This is a genomic window from Flavobacterium sp. A45 (genome assembly GCF_002001005.1).
Lineage (GTDB): Bacteria > Bacteroidota > Bacteroidia > Flavobacteriales > Flavobacteriaceae > Flavobacterium.
In genome coordinates, this window is the sequence record NZ_MUNX01000093.1 from 53,521 (window position 1) to 76,463 (window position 22,943).

Sequence of the window (22,943 nt, forward strand, 5' to 3'; positions counted from 1 at the left end):
AGTTAAAAATATGGAAGTTTCTTTGTGTTGAATTTAAATAAACAACCAAATGAAAAAAATTATTCTATCGATGCTAGCAGTTGCATCATTAGTATCATGTAACGATGATAAAAATGCAGAAGAAAATCCAATAAACAGCACCGTTTTGGCAGCCAATCAATCAGCAACACCAGTTTTATTGAAAAAACATGCTGGTTTTGAGAAACTGGAATTGTTTTCTCTTATAACTTCAGACGATGTTTTGGCGGGAAGTCCAGGTTTTGTTTTTGGTGGTTCTGCAGATGGTTCAGGTTTGCTAAAAAATGAAGATAAGACATTTACGTTTTTAGTAAATCATGAAGATAATTTTGCGGTTTCTAGAGTAACATTGGATAAAACATTTAAACCTGTAAAAGGAGAATATTTATTGAATTCAAAAGGAGGTACCTGGAGATTATGTGGCGCAACAATGGCTACTCCAGAGGAACATGGTTTTGGTCCAGTTTACCTGACTTCGGGAGAATCTGGGGAAGAGTCCCGCACGCATGCCTTAAATCCTTATGGTGATGTAGGAGCTGCAAGTGTTTCTAAAGAGTTGGCTAGTTTTGGGCGTTTAAGTGCCGAAAATGCATTGCCTTTGAGAAAAACCGCTTATAATGGCAAAACGGTGGTAGTTATAGGGGACGATGATTCTGGTACCAATGGAGGGCAGGTATTTATGTATGTTGCTGATGAGCAAGGGGATCTTATTAATGGTTCCTTGTATATGATGAAAAGAAAGGATGGAAATCAAAGAGAAAAAGACATGGTGACTGGGAATGATTATCCCGTTTCCTTTGTAAAAATTGATAATCATACTACTTTGACAGGTGCTCAAATAAATGGTAAAGTTAACACTTTGGCTGCTATTAAATTTGGAAGAGTTGAAGATCTGGATTATAGAAAAGGTACTGAAGCCGGTGAACGTGAAATCTATTTTAATGTTACAGGTCAAAACACAACCGGAGCAAATGCTGATGCTTCCAGAACAAAATACGGTAGGGTTTATAAATTGAGTTTGGATGCTACAAATCCATTGGCAGGGACTTTGCAAGTTATTCTGGATGGAGACGATCGCACTGGAATAGCTGGAAAATTTCAAAATCCGGATAACATTTGTGTTACAAAGAATTATGTATATGTACAAGAAGATGCCAATGGATATGGTGACGAAACACATGATGCTTATATTTATCAGTACAATATTGCCACCAAACAACTAAAAGTAGTTGTGGAATTAGACCATCGTCGTACAGCCACTGATGCAGCCAAATATAATGTTGGCGGAACTTCCAAATTTGGAGATTGGGAATATGGAGCTTTAATCGATGTTTCTGAGCAATTGGGAATAGACGATACTTTCTTGTTGAGTGTACAGCCACATACTTGGACAGGTGACAAGTATAAAAATATTGACGGAGGAAATGGACGTCCAAATGAAAATCAAGCGAGCCAAATCGTTTTGATTAAAGGATTAGCTAGGTAATTGTTTTTTTTATTTTTTTTCAAAAGCTCACGGTTTCATTTTTGAAACCGTGGCTTCTGTTTTTATTATTACATTATTTTATGAAAAATAGCCTCTCTCTTTTTATCTTTTTTTTCCTTTTTTCCTGTTCCAATTCTAAACCCAAAGCCGAGAAAATTAATGATTTGTATAAGTCGGATTTGACTGTTTTGCAAAAAGAAGTGACCCAATTGAAACATCTGCTTGAAAAAGGTGGGACCCAAAAGCAATTGCAAAACCAATTTTTGAAAGCACATCAAAGTTATAAGCGAGTCGAGTCGATTTGTGAATATTATTTCCCGTCAGTTTCCAAAGCCATCAATGGTCCCGCTCTTGATGAGTATGAGTACAATGATGGGATTACCGTTCCTCCTGCTGGCCTTCAGGTGATTGAAGAATATTTTTTTCCGGTGTATGAGAAGAAATCCAAAAACGAAATTTTGAAAGAAATTGGGATTCTCAATGCCAATTTGTATCGTTTGGAAATGATTTCTAAAACCAATGAGCTAACCGATTCTTCTGTTTTTGATGCGATGCGTTTGGAAGTTTTTAGAATCATTACATTAGGAATTACTGGATTTGACTCACCAATTGCTCAAAATTCTTTGCCGGAAGTAAAAATTTCATTGGAAACTATCGAAAAGCAGTTGGCAATTTATGGGGAGAATAAACAAAATCTTGTGGCTCTAAAAATACTAAAAGAAGGAAAGGACTATTTGGATAAAAATTCGAAGTTTAATGAATTTGACCGAGCTTATTTTATAAAAAAGTATTTGAATCCTTTGAGTAAAGCGATTTATAAAACGCAAATGATTTTGAAAATCCCTTTTTTTGAGGAAAGCCGAGGATTGAAAGTCACAGCTCAGACATTATTTGACAGAAATGCTTTTGATGCCGAAGCTTTTTCAGGATTTCCAGACTATAAAACTACAAAGGAGAAAATTGAATTGGGCAAAATGTTATTTAACGACCCTGTTTTGTCGGGAAATAATACCCGTTCTTGTGCTTCTTGTCATCATTCGAATAAAGCTTTTACAGATGGTTTGGAGAAAGCGGTTTCATTGGATGGAAAACAAATGATAAAAAGGAATACGCCGACGCTGTCGAATATTGCTTTTCAGCGTAGTTTTTTTTATGATTCGAGAGTGAATTATCTCGAAGATCAGGCGATTGCGGTAATTACAAATGAGAATGAAATGCATGGTTCTTTGGAGAAATCTGCTTTGGATTTAAAAAAGAGTAAAAAATACACTGCTCATTTTGAGAAAGCATTTCCACAAAAAGAAATTACCGCTTTTGCCATCAAAAATGCTTTGGCATCCTACATTCGGTCTTTGAGTAATTATGACTCCAAGTTTGATCGATATATGAGAGGGGAAGAGAAATTGAATTTTGATGAAATAGCCGGTTTTAATTTATTTGCTGGAAAAGCCAAATGTGCAACCTGTCATTTTATTCCTTTAACAAATGGCACGGTACCGCCTAATTTTGACAAATCAGAAAGTGAAGTTCTTGGAGTTCCCGGGAAAGACAAAAAGATAGATGGAGATTTAGGTAAATTTGATTTGACGAAAGCTGAAGTGAATCGTTATTCGTTCAAAACGCCTACAATTCGAAACATTGCATTAACCGCTCCATATATGCATAATGGTGTTTTCAAAACTTTGGAAGAAGTAATAGACTTCTATGATGGTGGCGGTGGACAAGGATTGGGCTTTAATTTGTCAAATCAAACTTTGCCTACGGATAAATTAAATTTAACACCATTAGAAAAGAAACAGCTTATTACTTTCATGAAGACTTTAACAGATAAAAATCGGTATTAAACAAAAAAAATGCTCTGAATTTCAGAGCATTTTTTTTTAGGAAATTGTTTTTTTACAAATCAAATCCATATGCTACACGTAACGCAATTTGATCAGTATCATAATCTGTATAAGCTTCATAACGTAAACTTACATCAATATTTTTAGTAGCATATCCAACTCCAGGTGACCAGATATAAGTGTTTTGGTCATGACCGTTGGTTACAGCAAAACCACCACCTACTTCTCCTAAAAGATAAAATTGATTTCCACCGATGAAAGCTTTAAAACCCGCTTTTACTGGAATAAAGCCTAAATCTTTTACATTTGGGTCAACGAATAAATTAGTAAAACCTGTTGTAAGTGTTAGAGATGCTCTTGGTGCTAAATCATATTGAAGGCGAACATCTCCACCCAAAGACCAGTCGTAATCATTATTGTCTGTTGGTATTCCTCCGTTAAGACCAATTCCTAATCGGAATCCTTTGTCGAAGCTTTTTGTATCCTGAGCTTGTGAATTGTTTGCAAATAATAAGGCGATTGTGAATGCTGATAACAATTTAATTTTTAATGTAGTTTTCATAATTGAAATTTGGTTTTACTAATTTTTGTTGCTTATTTTTTGTTTCAAAACAACTCTGCAAAAGTAAGATTAGGATACGCTATGATTGTTATAGAATTATGGTCCGCAATTACATAATTACTTCATTTACGTAAAAAATATCTAATTAATGGGTGTTATATTTTTAATAGTGTTGATGCAATTGAAAGCTTCTATTTATATTTGCGGACTTAATAAATTAAAATGAACCTTTCACAATACACTAAAGAATTCTCGTATAATATAAAATTGGCTTATCCTGTTGTTCTCGGAATGTTAGGGCATACCTTGATAGGGATTGTAGATAATTATATGGTTGGTAATTTGGGCTCAACCGAGTTGGCAGCCGTGTCCTTGGGAAACAGTTTTATCTTTTTGGCAATGGCAATTGGGATTGGTTTTTCAACTGCAATAACGCCTTTGACTGCTGAAGCGAATGCTGAGAAAAATGATAAGAAGATTAGAACCACATTTCATCACGGTTTGTTGTTGTGCACCATTTTGGGAGTGTCATTGTTTATGTTAACAGTATTGTCCAAGCAATTGATGTATTTTATGAATCAGCCAGAAGCAGTTGTTATATTGGCGGCTCCTTACATTGATTGGGTAGCTTTTTCTTTAATCCCAGTTGTGATGTATCAGGGTTATAAGCAATTTGCTGATGGATTGTCTTTGACTAAATATTCGATGTATTCGATTATTTTGACTAATGTCGTACATGTGTTTTTTAATTATGTGTTGATTTATGGGTTTTGGATTTTTCCAAAATTAGGTGTGACAGGAGCTGCTTTGGGAACAGTAATTTCTAGAATAATGATGGTGGTTTTTATGCATTATCTGATGAAGCATAATGTTGTTATGAAACAGTATTTCAAAAATTTCACCTTTAAAGAAATCAAAAAATCAATTATTAAAAAGATAGTTAATCTTGGAATTCCTTCGGCTATGCAAATGTTGTTTGAAGTGACTTTGTTTACAGCAGCAATTTGGCTTTCAGGGTCTTTAGGAAAAAATAGTCAGGCGGCGAATCAAATTGCGCTTATATTGGCTTCGTCAACGTTTATGGTGGCTATGGGCTTGAGCGTTACTGCCATGATTCGAGTGGGACATTCCAGGGGAGTGGCAGAATATAAAAACTTGATTACCGTAGCTCGATCTATTTTTTTATTGGCAGTAATTACAGAAGCATTTTTTGCATTGATATTTGTAGTTTTTCATAATTTCTTGCCACATTTATTTTTGAATATGCATGATCCAGCACAGGCTTTGGATAATAAAGAGATCATTATGATTACTTCTAAATTGTTGCTGATTGCAGCTATTTTTCAAATTTCGGATGGAATTCAAGTGGTTGTTTTGGGTGCTTTAAGAGGTTTACAGGACGTGAAAGTCCCAATGTATATTACCTTTGTGGCCTATTGGGTTGTTGGTTTTCCTATTTCTTTTTATTTGGGAAAATATACCGACTTAAAAGCAGTTGGAGTTTGGATTGGTCTTTTGGCAGGACTAACAGCGGCAGCGGTGTTTTTGTATATTCGGTTTGCGCGTTTGACAAAAAAGTTGGTTCTTGAAAATTCCGAAAAATAAGTGTTTGTAAGAATGTAACTTATAATTGGTTTTAACGTATAATCACCGTACCAATTAAAAACTATAAAATGATACTATTAATTATTCTTGGGGTAGTTCTACTGATTCTCGGATTTGCATTAAGCCATAATGTTAATCCGTTTTCGAAATTTGCCAGTGTATTGAGAATTATTGGATTTGTTCTAATTGCTTTGGGAATTTTTTCTTCCATGTTTAAGCAAATTGATGCGGGAAAAGTAGGAGTCAAGTCTCTTTATGGAAGTGTTCATACAGACATATTGGAAAGTGGTTTGCATATCATAAACCCGCTTTTGGATATTACAGAATTTGACATTCAAACACAAAATTACACTATGTCTGCCATTCACGCTGAAGGAGCACAAGAAGGAGATGATGCCATTCGTGTTTTGTCGAATGATGGATTGGAAGTGGTTATTGATTTAACTGTTTTGTATCGAGTGGTGCCTACTGAGGCTCCTGTAATTTTCAAGAAAATTGGGGTTGATTATACTGATAAAATTGTTCGTCCTGTAACTCGTACGCGTATTCGTGACAACGCAGTTTATTATGATGCCGTGGCTTTGTATTCGACTAAAAGAAATGAATTTCAGCAACGAATTTTCAAGAGTATTGAAACCGATTTTAAATTAAGGGGTTTGGTTTTGGAGCAGTTATTAATTCGTAATATCAATCTTCCAATATCGGTTAAAAAATCGATAGAAAGTAAGATCAATGCAGAGCAAGATGCTCAAAAAATGACATTCGTACTTCAAAAAGAAAAACAAGAAGCCGAACGTAAAAGAGTGGAAGCGCAAGGTATAGCCGATTATCAAAGAATTATTTCACTGGGACTAACGGATAAACAATTGCAATACGAACAAATTAAAGCACAGAAAGAGCTGGCGGCTTCACCAAATTCCAAAATTATTTTTATGAATGGAAAAGGTAACGTACCGGTTATTTTGTCGGATAAATAATAACTGTTTGTTGTATATGGTTTGTTGTTTTGAATTGAACAATAAACCATAGACAACAAACCATAAACAATAAATTAAATATGGAATTACCAAAATTTTTACTGGGTGATAATACCGATTTTCCTGATGATATCTTTATCATTCACATGGATTACCCACGTTTTATTATCAATTTGAAAGATGATGAAGTTGAATTCATGGAAGAAGCAGAAGATCTTGATGAAGCCGAATTGAATGCCGAAATGGAAGGACTTATTGTTCTTGCCAATGAATTTTATGATAGAGAAATGGAACGTTACGAGAAAGAATAATCATTTCTTTGTAACGATATAATATATTCTAGTCAATCGGTCATTATGTTTTTTTGAATCTGTTGGAACATGATTCAAATCAATATACGAAACCTTTTTTAGATTGTAATTCTGGAATTCTTTTTTAGAATTTATGAGATCTTTTTCCAAAGCCAATAGACCAAATTTACTTTCAGAAGGTAAGTTTGGTTTCTTGGTTTTTTGATTTAATAGAATAGGCATACTAAAGCCATAATCCCATATAATTTCGGGTGTAAATGAGTTTAATTCGTAAGTTTTAACTCCTAGATTCTTTTCTGTTTGTCTAATTGCTTTTGCACTGGCGTAATCTGGATTTTTTAAAATGAGTTTTGTGAATGGTATTCCAAAAACAACTACGGCTACTTGTACGGCTATAACCGCATAGAATACTTTTGTGAAGTTTTTATTTCTAAGGTTTGTAAATAGCACATAAGCTATTACTAATAAAGATAAACTCAAGCCAATTAGCCAAAATTCGAATCCTGCTAAATCATTTTTTATTTTTATAAAAATTCCAACTGGAATGATAACACAAATGATTCCGATAAGTCCGAAAGCAAAATAAATAATTCCTTTTTCCTTTTTTAAACTAATGTTTTTAAAATTGTTAATTAAGTATTCAATATAAAATCCAGTGTTCATAGCCATCGGAATTAAAACTGGCAATAAATATCTTGATTTTTTTTCGGGTACTATCGAAAGTAAAACCACAGAAGCTAACGTCCAGATTAATGTAAATTGATAAGCTTTTAAATTGCTGACTCTGCTTTTTAAATACGGATAAATTAAAGCAATAAATGCAGGGACTGTCCAAATACCGCTTTGAGTAAAAAAGCTCCAATAATAATAAAAAGGTCTGGTGTTATAATTGCCCCATCGGCTGCTTTCTATTTTGGTCACTTTTAAATAGGTTGCAGGATCTGCCCATTTTACAAACAGAGGCCAAGATAAACCAATGATTAGACCTATTGCAAGAATTAGGAAAAGGTATAGTTTTTTGTCTTTTAATTGAAATTTATAGGTGAATCCATAAGCAATTAAAAAAGGTAATAATAAGGCGTAAACCGAAATAGGTCCTTTACTTAAAAAGGAGAAACCGAAAAACAATCCTGCCATGACAGCATTAAAAAGAGGTTTCTTAGAGCCATTCAATAAATCCCATAAAAACAAGATGCAAACGACCATAAAACTGTGTGTGTACATGTCCCATTGGTTGTCTCTTCCTGCGAAATAAATATAAAAAGATGTAATTAAAATCAGTCCGTTATGGAAGCTTTGTATTTTGGATAAACCTATTTTTTGTGAAAATTTATAAATCCCAAATACAAGCAACAATGTAATTAATGCAACAGGAATTCGCATTCCATAAATACTGTCAAATCCAAAAATAATTCCTGAAATGGCTGTCAACCAAGTTGGCAATGGTGGTTTTTCATATCGTGGCAAATCATTGATTGTGGTCAGTATCCAATGATTGTTATTTACCATTTCTCGGGCAGTAATAAAGTTTCGGGCTTCCATGATGTTTACTTCGATGACATCCAAATGTGGAAAAAGTATGAAAAAAGCTACAAAAAAAAGCCAGAAAGCGTAATTATGCGTTAATTTTGACATCCTTTTTTATGATTATTATATTTCTGGAATAAATGACTAAACCGATTGCATGACCAGCCAATAATACAGGATCTTTTCGGATTATGGCATAAATGAATATGATAAAGGATCCCATTAAACTAATGATCCAAAAGCCCAATGGCAAAACGGAATCTTTTATCTTTTCTGAATAAATCCATTGATATACAAAACGCAATGTAAATAATACTTGCCCTATGATACCTGTCCAAAGCAACCATTTTGGTATTGCTTCATTTCGTAAAAGATTGTCTAAATCATATACATTGTTATTGTAAGAATACCAAACTATAAAAGCAGGGAATAAAAGTATGAACCATCGGAGTGCTACATGTAATTTTTTCCAATCATTTTGCAGTTGAATGTTTCTGATGTAAATATAATAAGTAATGGTTTGGCCAAGCATAATAGAAAAATCATGTCTCAAATAACCGTAAACGAACAATAAAAAGGATGCAAATAAACTGATTTCCCAAAATAAAACAGGAGTTAATACCCTTTTGTTTTTTTCGGAAATAATCCATTGCAAAATCATTCTGCTTGAAAACAAAATTTGAGCAATGAACCCAATGGAATAAATGATGATGTTGTTCATTATCCTTGTTTAGCTACATTATAATTAATGTATTTTTTCTTCATCCATAAATAGGCAAAACAATCTTGTAACGGGCCCAATAATCGATTCCAAAGATTGAAATTTGAAACACCTGCGATTCTAGGAAAATGTCTCACTGGAGTTTGTTTTATTTTACCGTTTTGCAACAAAATCATGGCAGGTAAAAAACGGTGCAATCCATTGAACATCGGGATTCTCTTCGCCATATCGGTGCGGATTATTTTTAAAGGGCAACCTGTGTCATCCATTCCGTCATCTGTGAAAGCCCTTCTGATGCCATTGGCAATGAGGGAGGACATGTTTTTGGTAAAGGAATCTTTTCTGTTTGAACGGACTCCGGTAACAAGGTCAAATTCGCCTGCAAATTCCATCAGAATATTAAAATCTTCAGGGGCAGTTTGCAAATCGGCATCAATATAGCCCACCCAAGTAGTGTCTGCATAATCAAAACCTGCTTTGATGGCGGCGCTTAAACCTGTGTTTTTTTCGAAAGAAATATAAGTAAACTCAGCATTGTCTTTGCAAATTTTTTCAATCAGTGTTTGGCTGTTGTCTTTGGATCCATCATTAACAAATAGGATTTTTGCCTTTTTTTTGGAAATGAATAAAAACTGCTTCATTTCTTGATGAACACGGTCAAGATTGTCTTCTTCGTTATAGACTGGTACTATTATTGTTAATTCGAAATTCATGTTTTGATAAATTTTATATAAAAGTAATAGCTTAAATTTTGTTTAAATTCGAGTTTACTTTGGCTTTTGTTTATGTTAAATGATGGATTTTAAAAATGCATAGAGAACGCTTTTTAAATTTCTAAATGTTGTTGGTCAATAAAATTTTCCTGATACCATTCTATTTGTGCTTTTAATCCTTCGATTAAACTTGTTTTAGGATTATAGCCTAGTAATTTTCTGGCTTTGTCGATTACGGCTTTAGTTCTTAATTGGTCTCCAATTCTTGCTTCGACAATTTGCAGTTCTATTTTTTTATTTAAAATTTTTTCAACGATTTCAATTCCCTGTTGTGTTGTGTTTTCTTCTTCGGTGCCTAAGTTGATGATTTCATTGTTTACCAAATCTTCTTTACCAATCACACTTACCACGCCATCAACAATATCTTGAACATAGGTAAAACTTCTTAGGTGAGTTTCGCTTCCCTTATACAATGGGAAAGGAATGTCATTAAAAGCATTTGCAATTAACTTTGTATATAGTTTTTCGGGTCTTTCGCGAGGTCCGTAAACGGAATATAGTCTAAGGGAGCACGCCTTGAATTGTCCCAGTCTGCTACTTTCCAAAACCAACTGCTCAGCAGCCAATTTTGTCACGCCATAATGAGAAACCGGTGTCGGAGGAACTGTTTCGTCAAATGTGGCATGAATTCCATAAATGGATGAGGTGCCAATATTTACAAAAAGAACTAATTTTTGATTTTTAAAAGCAAAATCGATTAAGTTTTTGGTTCCGATGACGTTGTTCTCCAAATAATCCTCAAACTGGGATGTAGTTGAAATGCCTGGTTGTGCGGCAAAATGAAATATATATTCAAAATCGGTTGGTAATAAATGAAGTTGGTCAGTAAACCGTAAATCAATTTTTTCGATAGCGATCCCTTTTGAATTTAATGTACTTGCATTGAGCTGCTTCAAAGACACATCATAATAATCCGAAAAATTATCTAAGCCAACAACCTCGTGCCCCATCGACTGTAGTCGTTCGGCTGTATGTGAAGCAATAAATCCAGCCGAACCTGTAACTAATATTTTCATAGATTGTATTTTAATGATTTTATCTTTAGCATTTTTAGGGCTAATTCCTGTAGGGATAAAACTCTTTTGTTCATAAAAAAAACAAAGGCTAACAAATATTATTTTTTCAGTTAGGGATAGTCTAATTAAATGTATGTTTTGATGATACGTTTTCTAATGAATAAAAATAAGAAATATTGGTCAAATTTTCAGATCGTCAGACTTAATAAATGCTTAAGAATAAGAGGATAAGAAATATTGTTTTTTTTTAAATAAGAATGTATCATGGAGCCTTTATGACTTTATCAAACAAAGGAATCGTTCAATTTTGAATTTTTCCTGAATTTTGTATCAATAATATGATTTGAATAAGTAGTTTCATTAACAGATTTATTCAGATTTTCTTCAAAATTGATTTGTAAATTGCGGTATGAAAATTCTAATTATCGAAGATGAGCAGGAAATTGCTCTAAGCATAAAGAACTATTTTAAGACAAATGGTGTTCAATGTGAAACAGCAAACAATTGCACGTCGGCATTGAATAAAATTGATAATTACAGTTACGATTGTATATTATTGGATTTGATGTTGCCTGATGGTGATGGTTTTGATATTTTGAGAGAATTAAAAAACCAAAACAAAATAGAAGGAGTAATCATTATATCTGCAAAGGAAACTCTAGACACCCGCATTGAAGGTTTTAATCTCGGTGCAGATGATTTTCTCACGAAACCTTTTCATCTTTCGGAACTCTTAGTTCGAATGCAAGCACTCATTCGTCGCAAGAATTTTCAAGGAAATAACACTGTTGTTTTCAATGAAATTAGTATTGATATTTTTTCTAAAACGGTAACAATCAACAATGAAAGATTGGATTTAACCAAAAAAGAAATAGATTTACTATTATTTTTAATTGGTAATAATAATAAAGTCTTATCCAAAGGCGCTATTGCTGAACACCTTTCTGGCGATATGGCAGATATGCTTGACAATCATGATTTTATTTATGCACATATAAAGAACCTCAAAAAGAAACTACATGCTGCCGGAAGTGGTGATTACATCAAAACAATTTATGGTTTAGGTTATAAATGGGAAAATGAGTAAAAAATTATTACATAAAACAACCAGTAGCTTCCTTGTGTTTTCTACGGTGCTATTATTGGTGTCTGCTCCAGTATTTTATTTTATCTGTCAACAGCTTTATATTTATGAAACCGATGAGGTTTTGCTTTTTCATAAAGGGGCTTTTGTCAAAGAGACACATAAAGGTTTTGATCAAGATGATATAAAAGCTTGGAATAAATACAACCATAATGTAACGATTGTTGCTGATATGGGAATCAAAAAGGATTCTATTATTGGCAAAATGTTATTTGATTCTATTGCTGGAGAGGAAGAACCATTTCGCATATTGTATGCTCCAGTAGTTGTAAAAGGCAAGCGATACACTTATATAGAAAAGACAAATCTCGTTGAAATGGAAGGGATGGTCATAAATGTGGCTGTCATGTTTCTGTTAATTATAATTATTTTGCTTTTTGGAATTGTTTGGATTTCAAAAAAATTGGCAACTAAAATCTGGAAGCCTTTTTATAATACTTTAAGTCAAATTCAAAATTTCGAAATCGATAAAAATAAATCACCACAATTTATTCCAACTGATATCGATGAATTTGACAGCCTAAACAAAAGTCTTGAAAAGCTTATCGAAAAGAACACGGCTATTTATAAAAGCCAAAGAGAATTTATAGAAAATGCAGCACATGAATTACAAACACCACTGGCTTTATTTCAAACGAAAATTGATACTTTACTGCAATTAGAACTAAATAAAGAACAGCTTTCGGTTTTAAGTTCATTAAATAATGATGTTTCCAGACTTAATAGGCTCAATAAAAACCTACTATTGCTTTCTAAAATTGATAATGAAAGTTATCTTGAAAATAACACTATTGTTTTGAATGATTATATTGAGAAGCATCTTGATTTTTTTACGGAACAAGCAAAGTCGAAAAATATTTCAATCATAACCGAATTAAATAATAATCTTGTTATAAATGGAAATCCCGCTTTGACAGAAGTATTGTTGAATAATTTGTTTTTGAATGCTATTCGCCACAATGAAAAAAACGGAAAAATAGTTATTCGTATAACAGACAGTCAATTATCATTTGAAAATACAGGACAGCAAACTCCATTGTCAATTGATAAGTTGTTCAATCGATTTTCTAAAATAAATCCATCTTCTCAAGGGAATGGTCTTGGATTGGCCATTATTAAGAAAATAACAGAACTCAATCAATGGAAAATCAGTTATGATTTTGAGAATAAATTGCACTGTTTTTGCATTACATTTTAAAAATTCAAACTTTCTACAAAATAAGTTTTGAAATTTGTGCAAATAATTAAAAGCACAAAGCAAAATGAGGTTCAAAATAATTCTACTCTTATCATTCTTAATAGTAATTTGTTTCAATACAACAGCTCAAAATAATAAAGCGACTATTTCGGGTTTAATTAAAGATAAAAGATCTGATGTTCCTGTTCCTTACACTAATTTATTGTTGAAATCAGTCAAAGACCCAAAAGCTATTTTTGGAATACTAAGCAATGAAGAAGGTCGATTTAGTTTTCCAGCTATCCCATCTGGGAATTACACATTAGAAATTAGCACTATTGGATATAAAACGCTAAAGCAAAACATTTTCGTAGGGAACCTTTCTGCGTTTCTGGATTTGCGCACCATTCATCTGGAAGAAGATATTAATAATTTAACAGAGGTAGTTGTAAATTCTAAAACCCAAGAAGTGAGTGCAAAAATGGATAAAAAAGTTTTTACCGTAGCCGATAATATTTCTCAAAGTGGCGGTTCGGTTCTGCAATCGATGCAAAATTTACCTGGAGTTACTGCAAATGAGGGTAAACTGCAATTGAGAGGGAATGACAAAGTAATGGTGCTTATAGACGGTAAACAAACTGCTCTTACGGGTTTTGGTAATCAATCGGGTTTGGACAATATTCCAGCTTCTGCCATCGAAAGAATTGAAATCATAAATAATCCCTCGGCAAAATTTGATGCCAATGGAAATGCCGGAATTATCAATCTGATTTACAAAAAGAACAAGCAAGAAGGATTTAATGGGAAAGTCGGAATCGCTTCTGGTTATGGTGCTTTATGGGTACGCAAAGAGAATCTACCAACCATTAGTCCTCAATATCAAGTCACTCCAAAAATCAATCCTTCACTGTCATTAAACTACCGAAAAGGAAAAATAAATGCTTATTTACAAGCTGATTATCTTTATACAGAAACACTCAATAAAAATGAATTTGTAACGCGAACTTATGACGACGGAACTATTATTAATCAGCAGAGCAAACGAAATAGAGACACTCATTTTGCAACCCTAAAAACAGGAATTGATTGGGAATACAATGAACAAAATACCTTTGCTTTTTCGGGTCTTTTTGGAAGTGAAAAAATTATAGATCATGGAGAAGAACCTATTTTTAATGCTGATTATTCCCAGCGTTTGCGTCTTTGGCAATTTTTAGAAGATGAGCTTAAAACAACTGCAATGGCAAGTGTTTCTTATGAACATAAGTTCAAAGAAGCGGGACATAAACTGAATGCAGGAATCAATTATACCTATCATCGGGAAGATGAGAAATATTATTTTTCGAATACAACACCCACACTTACAGGGAATGATGCCTTCAAATTGATTTCGGATGAAAAAGTAGTCGATTTCAATCTCGATTATGTTCAGCCTTTAAAACAAGGGCGATTTGAAATGGGCTTGAAAATGAGACACAGAGAAATCCCAACGAATATGCAGTTTTTCCCTGGTGAAAACTCTGTAATAGACGAGGATGCTGGTGGATGGGCTGATTATAAAGAAAATATACCGGCAATTTATTCTAATTATATTTATGAAAATAATAAAATCGAAGCAGAATTGGGACTGCGTTTGGAATATGTAAATCTGGAATATGATGTCAACCCAGATCATCCTACTTATAAAAGTGATGGCTATTATTATATTGAGCCTTTTCCAAATATGCGATTTGGATATAAAATCGACGACCAAAACAAAATAACTGCTTTTTACAATCGCAGGGTTGACAGACCAAATGAAGTCGATATTCGAATTTTTCCAAAATACGATGATGCCGAAATTATAAAGGTTGGAAACCCAGGGCTTCAACCACAATTTACCAGTGCTTTTGAAGTGGGTTATAAAAGAAATATGGAAAAAGGATACTTTACATATTCTCTATATTACCGAATTATTAATGGAACCATAACACGAATTGCCACAACAGTTCCTGGCAGTAATTTGATTTATAATGTATTTCAAAATGCCGATGAAAGTACCTCTGTAGGAATTGAAATGATTTATTCTAAAGAAATAAACTCTTGGTATTCCTTTAATCTAAATGGGAATCTGTATCAAAATACTATTGATGCTTTTTCGGTAACCAATTTATATCCGGTTCCAAGTACATATTATGGAGAGCGTCAACAAATGGTTTCTGGTAATTTAAAATGGAACAGTAATTTACAACTAAATAAAACTCTAAAAGCTCAAGTGTCGGTAATTTATCTTGCTCCCGATATTATCCCACAAGGTAAAGTAGACTCTAGATTTTCGGTTGATTTAGGCCTCAAAAAAACAGTTCAAAAAGGCAAAGGGGAAGTGTTTCTTAATGCAACAGATGTCTTCAATACGCTAGTAATTCAAAAAGAAATTCAAGGTCAAGATTTTAGCTACAACAGTAAAGATTATTATGAAACTCAAGTAATACGATTTGGGTACAGTTATAAATTTTGATTTCTTAATTAAAACCAAAATTCAAAATATATTCAAAATTGGATTCTAAAATTTGCCTTTTAATTATTAAATAAGGCTATGTATAAATTACCCTCAAATCTCGGCAGATATTCACTTTTAGTACATTTTGTAATCTGGTTTTTGGTGCTGTCGCAATTTTTAAGAATTGGATTTTTCCTTTGGCAATACGATGAGGTTTCGTGGAATATAATTGATTTAGCAAGAACACTGCTAACAGGTTTATTCTTTGATTTGGGAACAATTGTTTTTATCTCAATCTGTAGTGTGCTGTATTATAGTGTACTGCCAAATAAATGGATTGGTTCTCTTTTAGATAAAGTACTAGTCTGTTTTTTTACGTCGCTAACAGTCTTTATACTTGTTTTTACTTTTTTTGCTGAATTAACATTTTGGGATGAATTTAAAACAAGATTTAATTTCATAGCGGTAGACTATCTTATTTATACCCATGAAGTCGTAGCCAATATCAAACAGTCGTATCCACTGCCTATTCTAATTGGCGGAGTATTGCTACTTACTTTAGTGTTCTTGTTTATTTTTTATAAAAGAAAGGCTTTTGCAACCACTTTTACTTCTACAGTTAATTTTAAAAGTAGACTTTCCGTTTTAATACCTACTATTGCTGTTGCTTTGTTTTTTGCTTTTTTTATAAACAACAATCAAGCGGAATGGTCTTCGAATCGCTACAATTCAGAGATTTCTAAATCAGGAATTTATTCTTTTTTTGCTGCTTTTAGAAATAACCAAATGAAATATGTTGATTTCTATACTTCAATTGAAAATGATAAAGCTTTTGGTTTAATTAGAAATAAATTAGCTTCTGATAATTCTTTTTATTCTAAAACTAATAATTCTATTCACAGAAAAATTACAAATAGCTCCCCTTCTCAAGAAAACAAAAATGTTGTTTTTGTTTTAGTGGAAAGCCTAAGTGGAAGTTTTCTTAAAGAATTTGGAAACACCCAAAATATCACTCCTTTTTTAGATAGCATTGCCCAAAAGAGCATCTTTTTTGAGGATTTATACGCAACAGGGACTCGTACCGTTAGAGGGATGGAAGCTGTAACTTTATGTATTCCTCCAACTCCTGGTCAAAGTATTGTTAAAAGACCGGATAATCAAAATCTCTATACGGTTTGCAGTGTATTCAAATCCAGAAAATACGATTGCAATTTTTTCTACGGAGGAGATGGTTACTTCGATAACATGAATGCTTACTTTGGCGGCAACGGATTTACTATTTATGATCGTGGTCGAGGCAGTGTTTTAAGTGATCAAATTAAAACGGTTCGTCATAATATCGATGATAAGGAAGTGACTTTTGAAAATGCTTGGGGGGTTTGTGATGAAGATATTTTTAATAAAATGTTGAAAGTTGCAGATGCACAATACAAAAAGAATAAGCCCTTTTTTAATTTTATTATGACAACTTCCAATCACAGGCCATTTACTTATCCTTCCGGAAAAATTGATATTCCTTCGGGAACAAGTAGGGAAGGTGCTGTAAAATATACCGATTTTGCTTTAAAAGAATTATTCAATAAAGCCAAAACAAAACCTTGGTTCAAAAACACTGTTTTTGTCATCATTGCAGACCATTGCGCTAGTAGTGCTGGAAAAGATGAAATTGATGTGGCAAACTATCATATTCCTGCATTCATCGTCAATTTTGATGAAAATCAAAATCAGAAAATAACGCAACAATGTTCTCAAATAGACCTTTGGCCCACTGTTTTTTCACTGTTTCATTGGAATTATGAATCTAATTTTTTTGGAAAAAATGTTCTTGACAGTCATTTTGAAGAGCGTGCCTTAATTGGAACCTATCGCAAATTAGTCTTGATGAAAAAAGAAAAAGTTTTGATTTTATCTGACCAGAAGAAACAGGCATTTTACTCCTGGAACAAAAAAGATAATAGCCTGAAGCCAATTCCGATGGATCAGTCCTTTTTAGAAGAAACAATTTCATGGTATCAAACCGCCGATTATCTTTTTACGAACAAACTTTTGAAATAGTAATTGGTATTTTTTATAATCCCAAGATTATCAAAAATAAAGATAATCTTGGGATTTAAATTTTATACGAAAAACAGAAGTCAATCTAAAATTGGATCACAAGATTACAGCCCAATTCTTTTCCGTTATAATAAGGTAGAATCAATGTTGTTCCTTTGTTTTCTTTTTCCTTTTTAGTAAAAACTTTCTTATTCAGAAAAGGATACATCCAATAGGCAGCTTTAGTGCTTAATATTCCAATTCCTGCTCCAGCGGCAACATCTGTAAACCAATGTCTGTTGTTGATAATTCTAAAAGCGCCTGTTCCGGCTGCTACAAGGTAACCGCTTATTCCGTACCAAATTGATTTGTCTTTGTATTCCTGCCAAAGAAACTCGGCTCCGGCAAAAGCAGTCGCCGTATGACCAGAAGGGAAAGAGTTATTTGAAGATCCATCGGGTCTTTCGACCTTTGTGGTGCTTTTTAGAGCTAGAACCGTGACACTCATCATAAGATAGGAACTGGCTAAAATAATCGATCGGTCTCTGAGATTGTTTTTACCTTTGTCTCCAAATGCGTTTAAGGCGTAAACCGCAGCGGCTGGTGCGTATTGTGCAAAGTCATCAATAGTAACTTTGTCATCAATATGTTCAGTGACTTCTTCTTGAACTTCGGAGTTGAAATTCTTGATTTGGTCACTTTCAATTCCAATAAGACCATAACCAATTAATGCGGTAGGAATGATTAATTGTTTGTAGTTGAACTTTAAATTTTTCACGCTATCCTGAACGAAAATAGTGTCGACTACGTTATTTTGAGCGGTTAAAATCGAAGTTGATAATAACACAAGTAAATACAGACTTTTCATTTTTTGTACTCTATTAGAATACAAAATAAAAGTTCGATTTTGAATTAATTCTGTTTTTTTTGGGAAAGAAATAATTTCAAATCTAATTACTTTTTAAAATAACTATCCAATAAAATTTGTGCTGCCGCAAAAGGGGAAATTTCATTATTCTGGACAGCCTTTTTTGTGGAATCCAGTAGCTGAATGATTTTTGGTTGATTGTAGAAATGATTTTTTAATTGTTCATCAATGGTTTCTATCATCCAAAATTGATTTTGTTCCTTGCGTTTTTCTACAAAATAATGATTTGAATTTACCAATTCAAGATAATCTAAAATGGTTTGCCAAACGGTACTAATTCCTTCTTGTGTTATAGCGCTGCAGGTTGACGTTGTTGGAATCCACCCTGATTTTTTTGCAAGGAATAAATGGAGGGCTCTGTTGAATTCTACCTTTGCTAATTGTGCTTTTTTAATGTTATCACCATCGGCTTTATTGATAACAATAGCATCGGCCATTTCCATAATACCACGTTTGATACCTTGAAGTTCATCTCCTGCACCTGCAATTTTTAAAAGTAAAAAGAAATCGACCATACTGTGAACAGCCGTTTCGCTTTGTCCAACACCGACAGTTTCAATTAGAATTATATCAAAGCCACATGCTTCGCAAAGTGTTATGGTTTCTCTGGTTTTACGTGCGACACCTCCCAAAGTCTCTCCGGATGCTGAAGGTCGAATGAATGCATTTTTGTCTTTTACCAATTCTTCCATTCGGGTTTTGTCTCCAAGGATACTTCCGTGTGAAATGGTGCTACTTGGGTCGACTGCAAGAACGGCTACTTTTTTGCCTAAACTTGTTAAGTGTTTACCAAAAGCTTCAATAAAAGTGCTTTTTCCAACACCTGGTACTCCAGTGATTCCTATTCGAATTGATTTATTGGCATGAGGTAAACATCCGTTGATGACCTCAGTTGCTTTTTCCAAATGTGAAATATTTGTACTTTCAATTAATGTGATAGCACGACTAAGAGCCGTTATATTACCTGTCAAAATCCCATCGATCAATTCTTTTGCAGAAGGTTGTATTTTTCTGGATATTTTGATTTGGTGTATAGCACTGGAACTGATGATTTCTGGAGGAGAAATACCAGCTTTTTCATTTAAAGCGCTTGGATTTGTTTTTTTTGCAGACAAAGTTTTTGTTTTGAACAAGTAAAAATACTAAAAATTGGTTGTTTTTTTCTTTTTAATATACTTTTGGATGATTTATTTCATGTAAGATATTACATGTTTTTTTGTATTTTTGTTTGAACTAATAAATCAAATTAATTATTATGGAAAGGAAATCATATTTTGTGTTTTTAATATTTATAGGGATTTTAATGACTTTAACAGGATTTAAAAAAATAATTAATTTGGAAGCTATTCCTTATGACTCACTTTCTTATAATTTAGGCCGCTATTGCGGAATATATGCAAGAGCATTTGTTGGACTTGCTCTTGTATGTAAAGGAGTTCTGAATTTAAAATAAGAAGCTGTGATTTTTTAGGGCAATTATTTTAAAGGAGTATCTTTGCAAAACTATGAACAATTTTATACTCATCTTTGTTTGCTTATTCATTGGAGTTGTTTTTCAAAATATAAAGCAAATACCCAAAAATGCGCATAAATTTTTAAATTGGATAGTCGTCTATATTTGTCTTCCAGCATTGGCGCTATATTATATTCCAAAAGTTAAATGGGACAATCAATTGCTATTTCCTATTGGAGTGGCTTGGATTGGATTTGTGATCTCGTACTTCTTTTTTAGTTACTTAGGAAAAAAAAGAGGATGGCCAAGAAAACTAATTGGATGTTTGATTATTTGTGGGGGACTAAGTAATACTTCTTTTTTAGGATTCCCAATAATTGAGGCTTTGTATGGAGAGGAAGGCTTGAGAACTGCTATTATAGTTGACCAACCAGGATCTTTTGTGGTGCTTTCTACCTTGGGTGTTTTGGTAGCGACGGTTTATTCCAAGGGGAATTTGAGTAGTGTGCAAATAGCCAGAAAGATTGCTTTTTTTCCTCCTTTTGTTACTTTCTGTATTGCTTGTTTGATGAATGTCTTTCAATTCGATTTTCAGGAGTGGGGACAATTGTTGTTAAAATCGGTGGGGAGTGCTGTGACTCCTTTGGCTTTACTTTCGGTGGGATTGCAATTGCGTTTTGAAAAACGAAGTATGCATTGGAGTTTTCTTGGATTAGGTCTTTTTTATAAACTAATTTTAATGCCTGCAATTATCTTTTTTTTATATGTGGTGGTATTTCATCAACATTCTAAGGAAATTGAAGTAGCTATATTGGAATCAGCCATGGCGCCTATGATTACGGGTTGCATATTAGCTTCTACTTATGGTTTGAAACCGAGGTTGAGTAGCATGATGATTGGTTTTGGAATTCCCATTTCATTTGTCACGTTGTTGTTTTGGTACGTGGTATTGCAATATGTTTGATTCTTGTTTTAAATTATACCAAATTGTGGATTTTGGCATATTGCAATAACATGATGGTTTTGGCATCTTTTATTTCGCCAGATTCTATCATGACATAAGCTTGTGCAAAAGGGATTTCTAGTACATCAATTTCTTCATGTTCATGTTCTAATCCTCCTCCAGAGCTTACTTTCATACTGGAATCGTATTCTCCTATAAAGTAATGCAAAACTTCGGTTACTGCTCCAGGCGACATGTAGGCTTCGAAAACTTTTTTAACTGAATGCAGGCGATATCCTGTTTCTTCTTCAGTTTCACGGATGATGCAGGCTTCGGGGTTGTCTTCATCGAGTAAACCAGCGCAAACTTCAATTAATAAACCACTTTTGTTTCCGTTTAAATAGCTTGGTAATCTAAATTGTCGGGTCAAAATAACGGTTCCTTTAGATTGATTATATAATAAAATGGCCGCTCCATTACCCCTGTCATATACTTCACGTACTTGAGTGTCCCAAGAGCCATCTTTTTTTTGATAGTCTACGGTTACTTTATTCAGAATATACCAATTGTCGGATAGTAATTCTGTTTTCTGTATTTTGTATTTAGGATTTGGCATATTGTTAGCTAATTAATGTTAAAAAAAACGTCCCGATTTATCGGGACGTTAGTTTATTATTTAAGAATTGTTTGTTTTCTATCTGGTCCGACAGAAACAATTTTTATTGGAACTTCTACTTCCTTTTCTATAAATTCAATGTACTCTTTTAGTTCAATAGGCAACTGATCATAAGTTGTCATGCCAGTTAAATCTTGATGCCATCCTTTGAATTCTTTGAATACAGGAGTTACATTTTCTGGTTCGATATTATAAGGGAAGTGAGAAATGTTTTTTCCTTTATAGTTGTATTCAGTACAAACTTTTAACGTTTCAAAACCAGAAAGAACATCACCTTTCATCATCATTAATTGAGTTACTCCGTTGATTTGAACAGCATATTTTAACGCTACTAAATCCAACCATCCGCAACGTCTTTGTCTTCCTGTAACCGATCCAAATTCGTTTCCTACTTTAGCCATTGTAGCTCCATCTTCGTCAAAAAGTTCAGTAGGGAAAGGTCCGCTACCAACACGAGTTACGTAAGCTTTGAAAATTCCGTAAACCTCTTTGATTTTATTTGGGGCAATTCCTAAACCTGTACAAGCTCCTGCTGCAGTAGTGTTTGATGAAGTTACAAATGGATAAGTTCCAAAATCAACATCTAACAATGAACCTTGTGCACCTTCGCAAAGGATTGATTTCCCTGCTCTTTGTGCTTGGTTTAAGTACTCTTCGCTGTCAATAAAGTCTAATGATTTTAATACTTCGATAGATTCGAAAAATTCTTTTTCCATTTCAGCCAAATTGTACTGAATGTTAACATCGTAGAATTTAATCATTTCTTCGTGTTTGTCAGCCAATGCTCTGTAACGTTCTTTGAAATCTTCTAATTCGGTATCTCCAACACGCAATCCGTTTCTTCCGGTTTTGTCCATGTAAGTTGGTCCAATTCCTTTAAGTGTAGAACCAATTTTTGCTTTTCCTTTTGAAGCTTCAGAAGCTGCGTCCAATAAGCGGTGTGTTGGTAAAATTAAATGTGCTTTTCTAGAAATGATTAATTTGCTTTTGATATCCAAATTAAATTTCTCAAGACCTTCAATTTCTTTTTGAAAAACTACTGGGTCAATTACTACTCCGTTTCCGATAATGTTGATGGCTGTTTTGTGAAAAATTCCAGATGGAATAGTTCTAAGAACGTGTTTTATTCCATCAAATTCTAAAGTGTGTCCTGCGTTTGGGCCTCCTTGAAAACGAGCAATTATATCATAATTTGATGTAAGAACGTCAACAATTTTTCCTTTTCCTTCATCTCCCCATTGTAATCCTAATAATAAATCTACAGTCATT

20 protein-coding genes are annotated in these 22,943 nt (G+C 33.4%); 11 read left to right on the forward strand and 9 right to left on the reverse strand.

The annotated features are described in order from the left end of the window. Nucleotides 1-49: 49 nt before the first annotated feature. Nucleotides 50-1,504, forward strand: a complete 1,455-nt coding sequence (locus B0E44_RS11870; RefSeq protein WP_077375188.1) for a hypothetical protein — start codon at nt 50-52, stop codon at nt 1,502-1,504. Between the two features lie 80 nt (nt 1,505-1,584). Then, complete coding sequence (locus B0E44_RS11875; RefSeq protein WP_077375191.1) at nt 1,585-3,348, forward strand: cytochrome-c peroxidase; 1,764 nt, start codon at nt 1,585-1,587, stop codon at nt 3,346-3,348. A 52-nt stretch (nt 3,349-3,400) separates the two neighbouring features. Here the strand turns inward: B0E44_RS11875 and B0E44_RS11880 are convergent, their stop codons facing one another. Next, the gene (locus B0E44_RS11880; protein ID WP_124019323.1) at nt 3,401-3,910 is read right to left on the reverse strand and encodes an outer membrane beta-barrel protein; all 510 of its coding nucleotides are present in this window, start codon (nt 3,908-3,910) and stop codon (nt 3,401-3,403) included. 222 nt (nt 3,911-4,132) lie between these two features. Between B0E44_RS11880 and B0E44_RS11885 the strand changes: the two genes are divergently transcribed. The 3 genes from B0E44_RS11885 (at nt 4,133) to B0E44_RS11895 (ending at nt 6,803) form a co-directional block, all read left to right on the forward strand. Next, nucleotides 4,133-5,515 carry an MATE family efflux transporter gene (locus B0E44_RS11885; protein ID WP_077375198.1) on the forward strand — a complete coding sequence of 461 codons (1,383 nt, stop codon included), beginning with the start codon at nt 4,133-4,135 and terminating at the stop codon, nt 5,513-5,515. Between the two features lie 68 nt (nt 5,516-5,583). Then, nucleotides 5,584-6,492 (forward strand): prohibitin family protein, encoded by a 909-nt coding sequence (locus B0E44_RS11890; protein ID WP_077375201.1) that lies wholly within the window; start codon nt 5,584-5,586, stop codon nt 6,490-6,492. A gap of 80 nt (nt 6,493-6,572) precedes the next feature. Then, nucleotides 6,573-6,803, forward strand: coding sequence for a hypothetical protein (locus tag B0E44_RS11895; protein ID WP_077375204.1), 231 nt, complete (start codon nt 6,573-6,575; stop codon nt 6,801-6,803). On the opposite strand, the gene B0E44_RS11900 is transcribed toward B0E44_RS11895, so the two are convergent. The 4 genes from B0E44_RS11900 to B0E44_RS11915 all read right to left on the reverse strand — a co-directional run bounded on the left by B0E44_RS11900 (nt 6,804) and on the right by B0E44_RS11915 (nt 10,840). Further along, nucleotides 6,804-8,438 (reverse strand): glycosyltransferase family 39 protein, encoded by a 1,635-nt coding sequence (locus B0E44_RS11900; RefSeq protein ID WP_254423290.1) that lies wholly within the window; start codon nt 8,436-8,438, stop codon nt 6,804-6,806. Beyond that, a complete protein-coding gene (locus tag B0E44_RS11905; RefSeq protein WP_077375206.1) occupies nt 8,419-9,051 on the reverse strand; it encodes a lipid-A-disaccharide synthase N-terminal domain-containing protein in 633 nt (210 codons plus the stop codon). Before B0E44_RS11905 ends, B0E44_RS11900 begins: the two co-directional genes overlap by 20 nt. After that, the gene (locus tag B0E44_RS11910; protein WP_077375209.1) at nt 9,051-9,764 is read right to left on the reverse strand and encodes a glycosyltransferase family 2 protein; all 714 of its coding nucleotides are present in this window, start codon (nt 9,762-9,764) and stop codon (nt 9,051-9,053) included. Before B0E44_RS11910 ends, B0E44_RS11905 begins: the two co-directional genes overlap by 1 nt. A gap of 113 nt (nt 9,765-9,877) precedes the next feature. Next, nucleotides 9,878-10,840, reverse strand: a complete 963-nt coding sequence (locus tag B0E44_RS11915; protein WP_077375212.1) for an NAD(P)-dependent oxidoreductase — start codon at nt 10,838-10,840, stop codon at nt 9,878-9,880. 409 nt (nt 10,841-11,249) lie between these two features. On the opposite strand from B0E44_RS11915, the gene B0E44_RS11920 reads away from it, so the two are divergent. From B0E44_RS11920 to B0E44_RS11935, 4 genes are all read left to right on the forward strand, one after another. Further along, nucleotides 11,250-11,927 carry a response regulator transcription factor gene (locus B0E44_RS11920; protein WP_077375215.1) on the forward strand — a complete coding sequence of 226 codons (678 nt, stop codon included), beginning with the start codon at nt 11,250-11,252 and terminating at the stop codon, nt 11,925-11,927. Next, nucleotides 11,920-13,182, forward strand: a complete 1,263-nt coding sequence (locus B0E44_RS11925; protein ID WP_077375218.1) for a HAMP domain-containing sensor histidine kinase — start codon at nt 11,920-11,922, stop codon at nt 13,180-13,182. The genes B0E44_RS11920 and B0E44_RS11925 overlap by 8 nt, the downstream gene beginning before the upstream one ends. Nucleotides 13,183-13,246: 64 nt before the next feature. After that, entirely contained in the window at nt 13,247-15,658 is a 2,412-nt protein-coding gene (locus B0E44_RS11930; RefSeq protein ID WP_077375221.1) for an outer membrane beta-barrel family protein, read from the forward strand. A 78-nt stretch (nt 15,659-15,736) separates the two neighbouring features. Beyond that, complete coding sequence (locus B0E44_RS11935; RefSeq protein WP_077375223.1) at nt 15,737-17,695, forward strand: LTA synthase family protein; 1,959 nt, start codon at nt 15,737-15,739, stop codon at nt 17,693-17,695. Between the two features lie 85 nt (nt 17,696-17,780). On the opposite strand, the gene B0E44_RS11940 is transcribed toward B0E44_RS11935, so the two are convergent. Together B0E44_RS11940 and meaB are read right to left on the reverse strand one after the other, a co-directional pair. Then, nucleotides 17,781-18,542: a phosphatase PAP2 family protein gene (locus B0E44_RS11940; protein ID WP_077375226.1), complete on the reverse strand. Its 762-nt coding sequence runs from the start codon at nt 18,540-18,542 to the stop codon at nt 17,781-17,783. Between the two features lie 86 nt (nt 18,543-18,628). After that, nucleotides 18,629-19,717, reverse strand: a complete 1,089-nt coding sequence (gene meaB / locus B0E44_RS11945; protein WP_077375323.1) for a methylmalonyl Co-A mutase-associated GTPase MeaB — start codon at nt 19,715-19,717, stop codon at nt 18,629-18,631. Nucleotides 19,718-19,857: 140 nt separating this feature from the next. Between meaB and B0E44_RS11950 the strand changes: the two genes are divergently transcribed. Together B0E44_RS11950 and B0E44_RS11955 are read left to right on the forward strand one after the other, a co-directional pair. Further along, complete coding sequence (locus tag B0E44_RS11950) at nt 19,858-20,055, forward strand: hypothetical protein (RefSeq protein ID WP_077375228.1); 198 nt, start codon at nt 19,858-19,860, stop codon at nt 20,053-20,055. A gap of 52 nt (nt 20,056-20,107) precedes the next feature. Further along, nucleotides 20,108-21,019 (forward strand): AEC family transporter, encoded by a 912-nt coding sequence (locus tag B0E44_RS11955; protein ID WP_077375231.1) that lies wholly within the window; start codon nt 20,108-20,110, stop codon nt 21,017-21,019. 13 nt (nt 21,020-21,032) lie between these two features. On the opposite strand, the gene nudK is transcribed toward B0E44_RS11955, so the two are convergent. Next, nucleotides 21,033-21,614: a GDP-mannose pyrophosphatase NudK gene (gene nudK / locus B0E44_RS11960; protein ID WP_077375234.1), complete on the reverse strand. Its 582-nt coding sequence runs from the start codon at nt 21,612-21,614 to the stop codon at nt 21,033-21,035. A gap of 56 nt (nt 21,615-21,670) precedes the next feature. Continuing rightward, a complete protein-coding gene (locus B0E44_RS11965; protein ID WP_077375237.1) occupies nt 21,671-22,942 on the reverse strand; it encodes an adenylosuccinate synthase in 1,272 nt (423 codons plus the stop codon). Between the last annotated feature and the right edge of the window lies 1 nt (nt 22,943).

Bases quoted from the DNA above. Each gene is read 5' to 3' on its own strand.
- B0E44_RS11870 (WP_077375188.1), top strand. From the start codon at position 50: ATGAAAAAAATTATTCTATCGATGCTAGCAGTTGCATCATTAGTATCA.
- B0E44_RS11875 (WP_077375191.1), top strand. From the start codon at position 1,585: ATGAAAAATAGCCTCTCTCTTTTTATCTTTTTTTTCCTTTTTTCCTGT.
- B0E44_RS11880 (WP_124019323.1), bottom strand. From the start codon at position 3,910: ATGAAAACTACATTAAAAATTAAATTGTTATCAGCATTCACAATCGCC.
- B0E44_RS11885 (WP_077375198.1), top strand. From the start codon at position 4,133: ATGAACCTTTCACAATACACTAAAGAATTCTCGTATAATATAAAATTG.
- B0E44_RS11890 (WP_077375201.1), top strand. From the start codon at position 5,584: ATGATACTATTAATTATTCTTGGGGTAGTTCTACTGATTCTCGGATTT.
- B0E44_RS11895 (WP_077375204.1), top strand. From the start codon at position 6,573: ATGGAATTACCAAAATTTTTACTGGGTGATAATACCGATTTTCCTGAT.
- B0E44_RS11900 (WP_254423290.1), bottom strand. From the start codon at position 8,438: ATGTCAAAATTAACGCATAATTACGCTTTCTGGCTTTTTTTTGTAGCT.
- B0E44_RS11905 (WP_077375206.1), bottom strand. From the start codon at position 9,051: ATGAACAACATCATCATTTATTCCATTGGGTTCATTGCTCAAATTTTG.
- B0E44_RS11910 (WP_077375209.1), bottom strand. From the start codon at position 9,764: ATGAATTTCGAATTAACAATAATAGTACCAGTCTATAACGAAGAAGAC.
- B0E44_RS11915 (WP_077375212.1), bottom strand. From the start codon at position 10,840: ATGAAAATATTAGTTACAGGTTCGGCTGGATTTATTGCTTCACATACA.
- B0E44_RS11920 (WP_077375215.1), top strand. From the start codon at position 11,250: ATGAAAATTCTAATTATCGAAGATGAGCAGGAAATTGCTCTAAGCATA.
- B0E44_RS11925 (WP_077375218.1), top strand. From the start codon at position 11,920: ATGAGTAAAAAATTATTACATAAAACAACCAGTAGCTTCCTTGTGTTT.
- B0E44_RS11930 (WP_077375221.1), top strand. From the start codon at position 13,247: ATGAGGTTCAAAATAATTCTACTCTTATCATTCTTAATAGTAATTTGT.
- B0E44_RS11935 (WP_077375223.1), top strand. From the start codon at position 15,737: ATGTATAAATTACCCTCAAATCTCGGCAGATATTCACTTTTAGTACAT.
- B0E44_RS11940 (WP_077375226.1), bottom strand. From the start codon at position 18,542: ATGAAAAGTCTGTATTTACTTGTGTTATTATCAACTTCGATTTTAACC.
- B0E44_RS11950 (WP_077375228.1), top strand. From the start codon at position 19,858: ATGGAAAGGAAATCATATTTTGTGTTTTTAATATTTATAGGGATTTTA.
- B0E44_RS11955 (WP_077375231.1), top strand. From the start codon at position 20,108: ATGAACAATTTTATACTCATCTTTGTTTGCTTATTCATTGGAGTTGTT.
- nudK (WP_077375234.1), bottom strand. From the start codon at position 21,614: ATGCCAAATCCTAAATACAAAATACAGAAAACAGAATTACTATCCGAC.
- B0E44_RS11965 (WP_077375237.1), bottom strand. From the start codon at position 22,942: ATGACTGTAGATTTATTATTAGGATTACAATGGGGAGATGAAGGAAAA.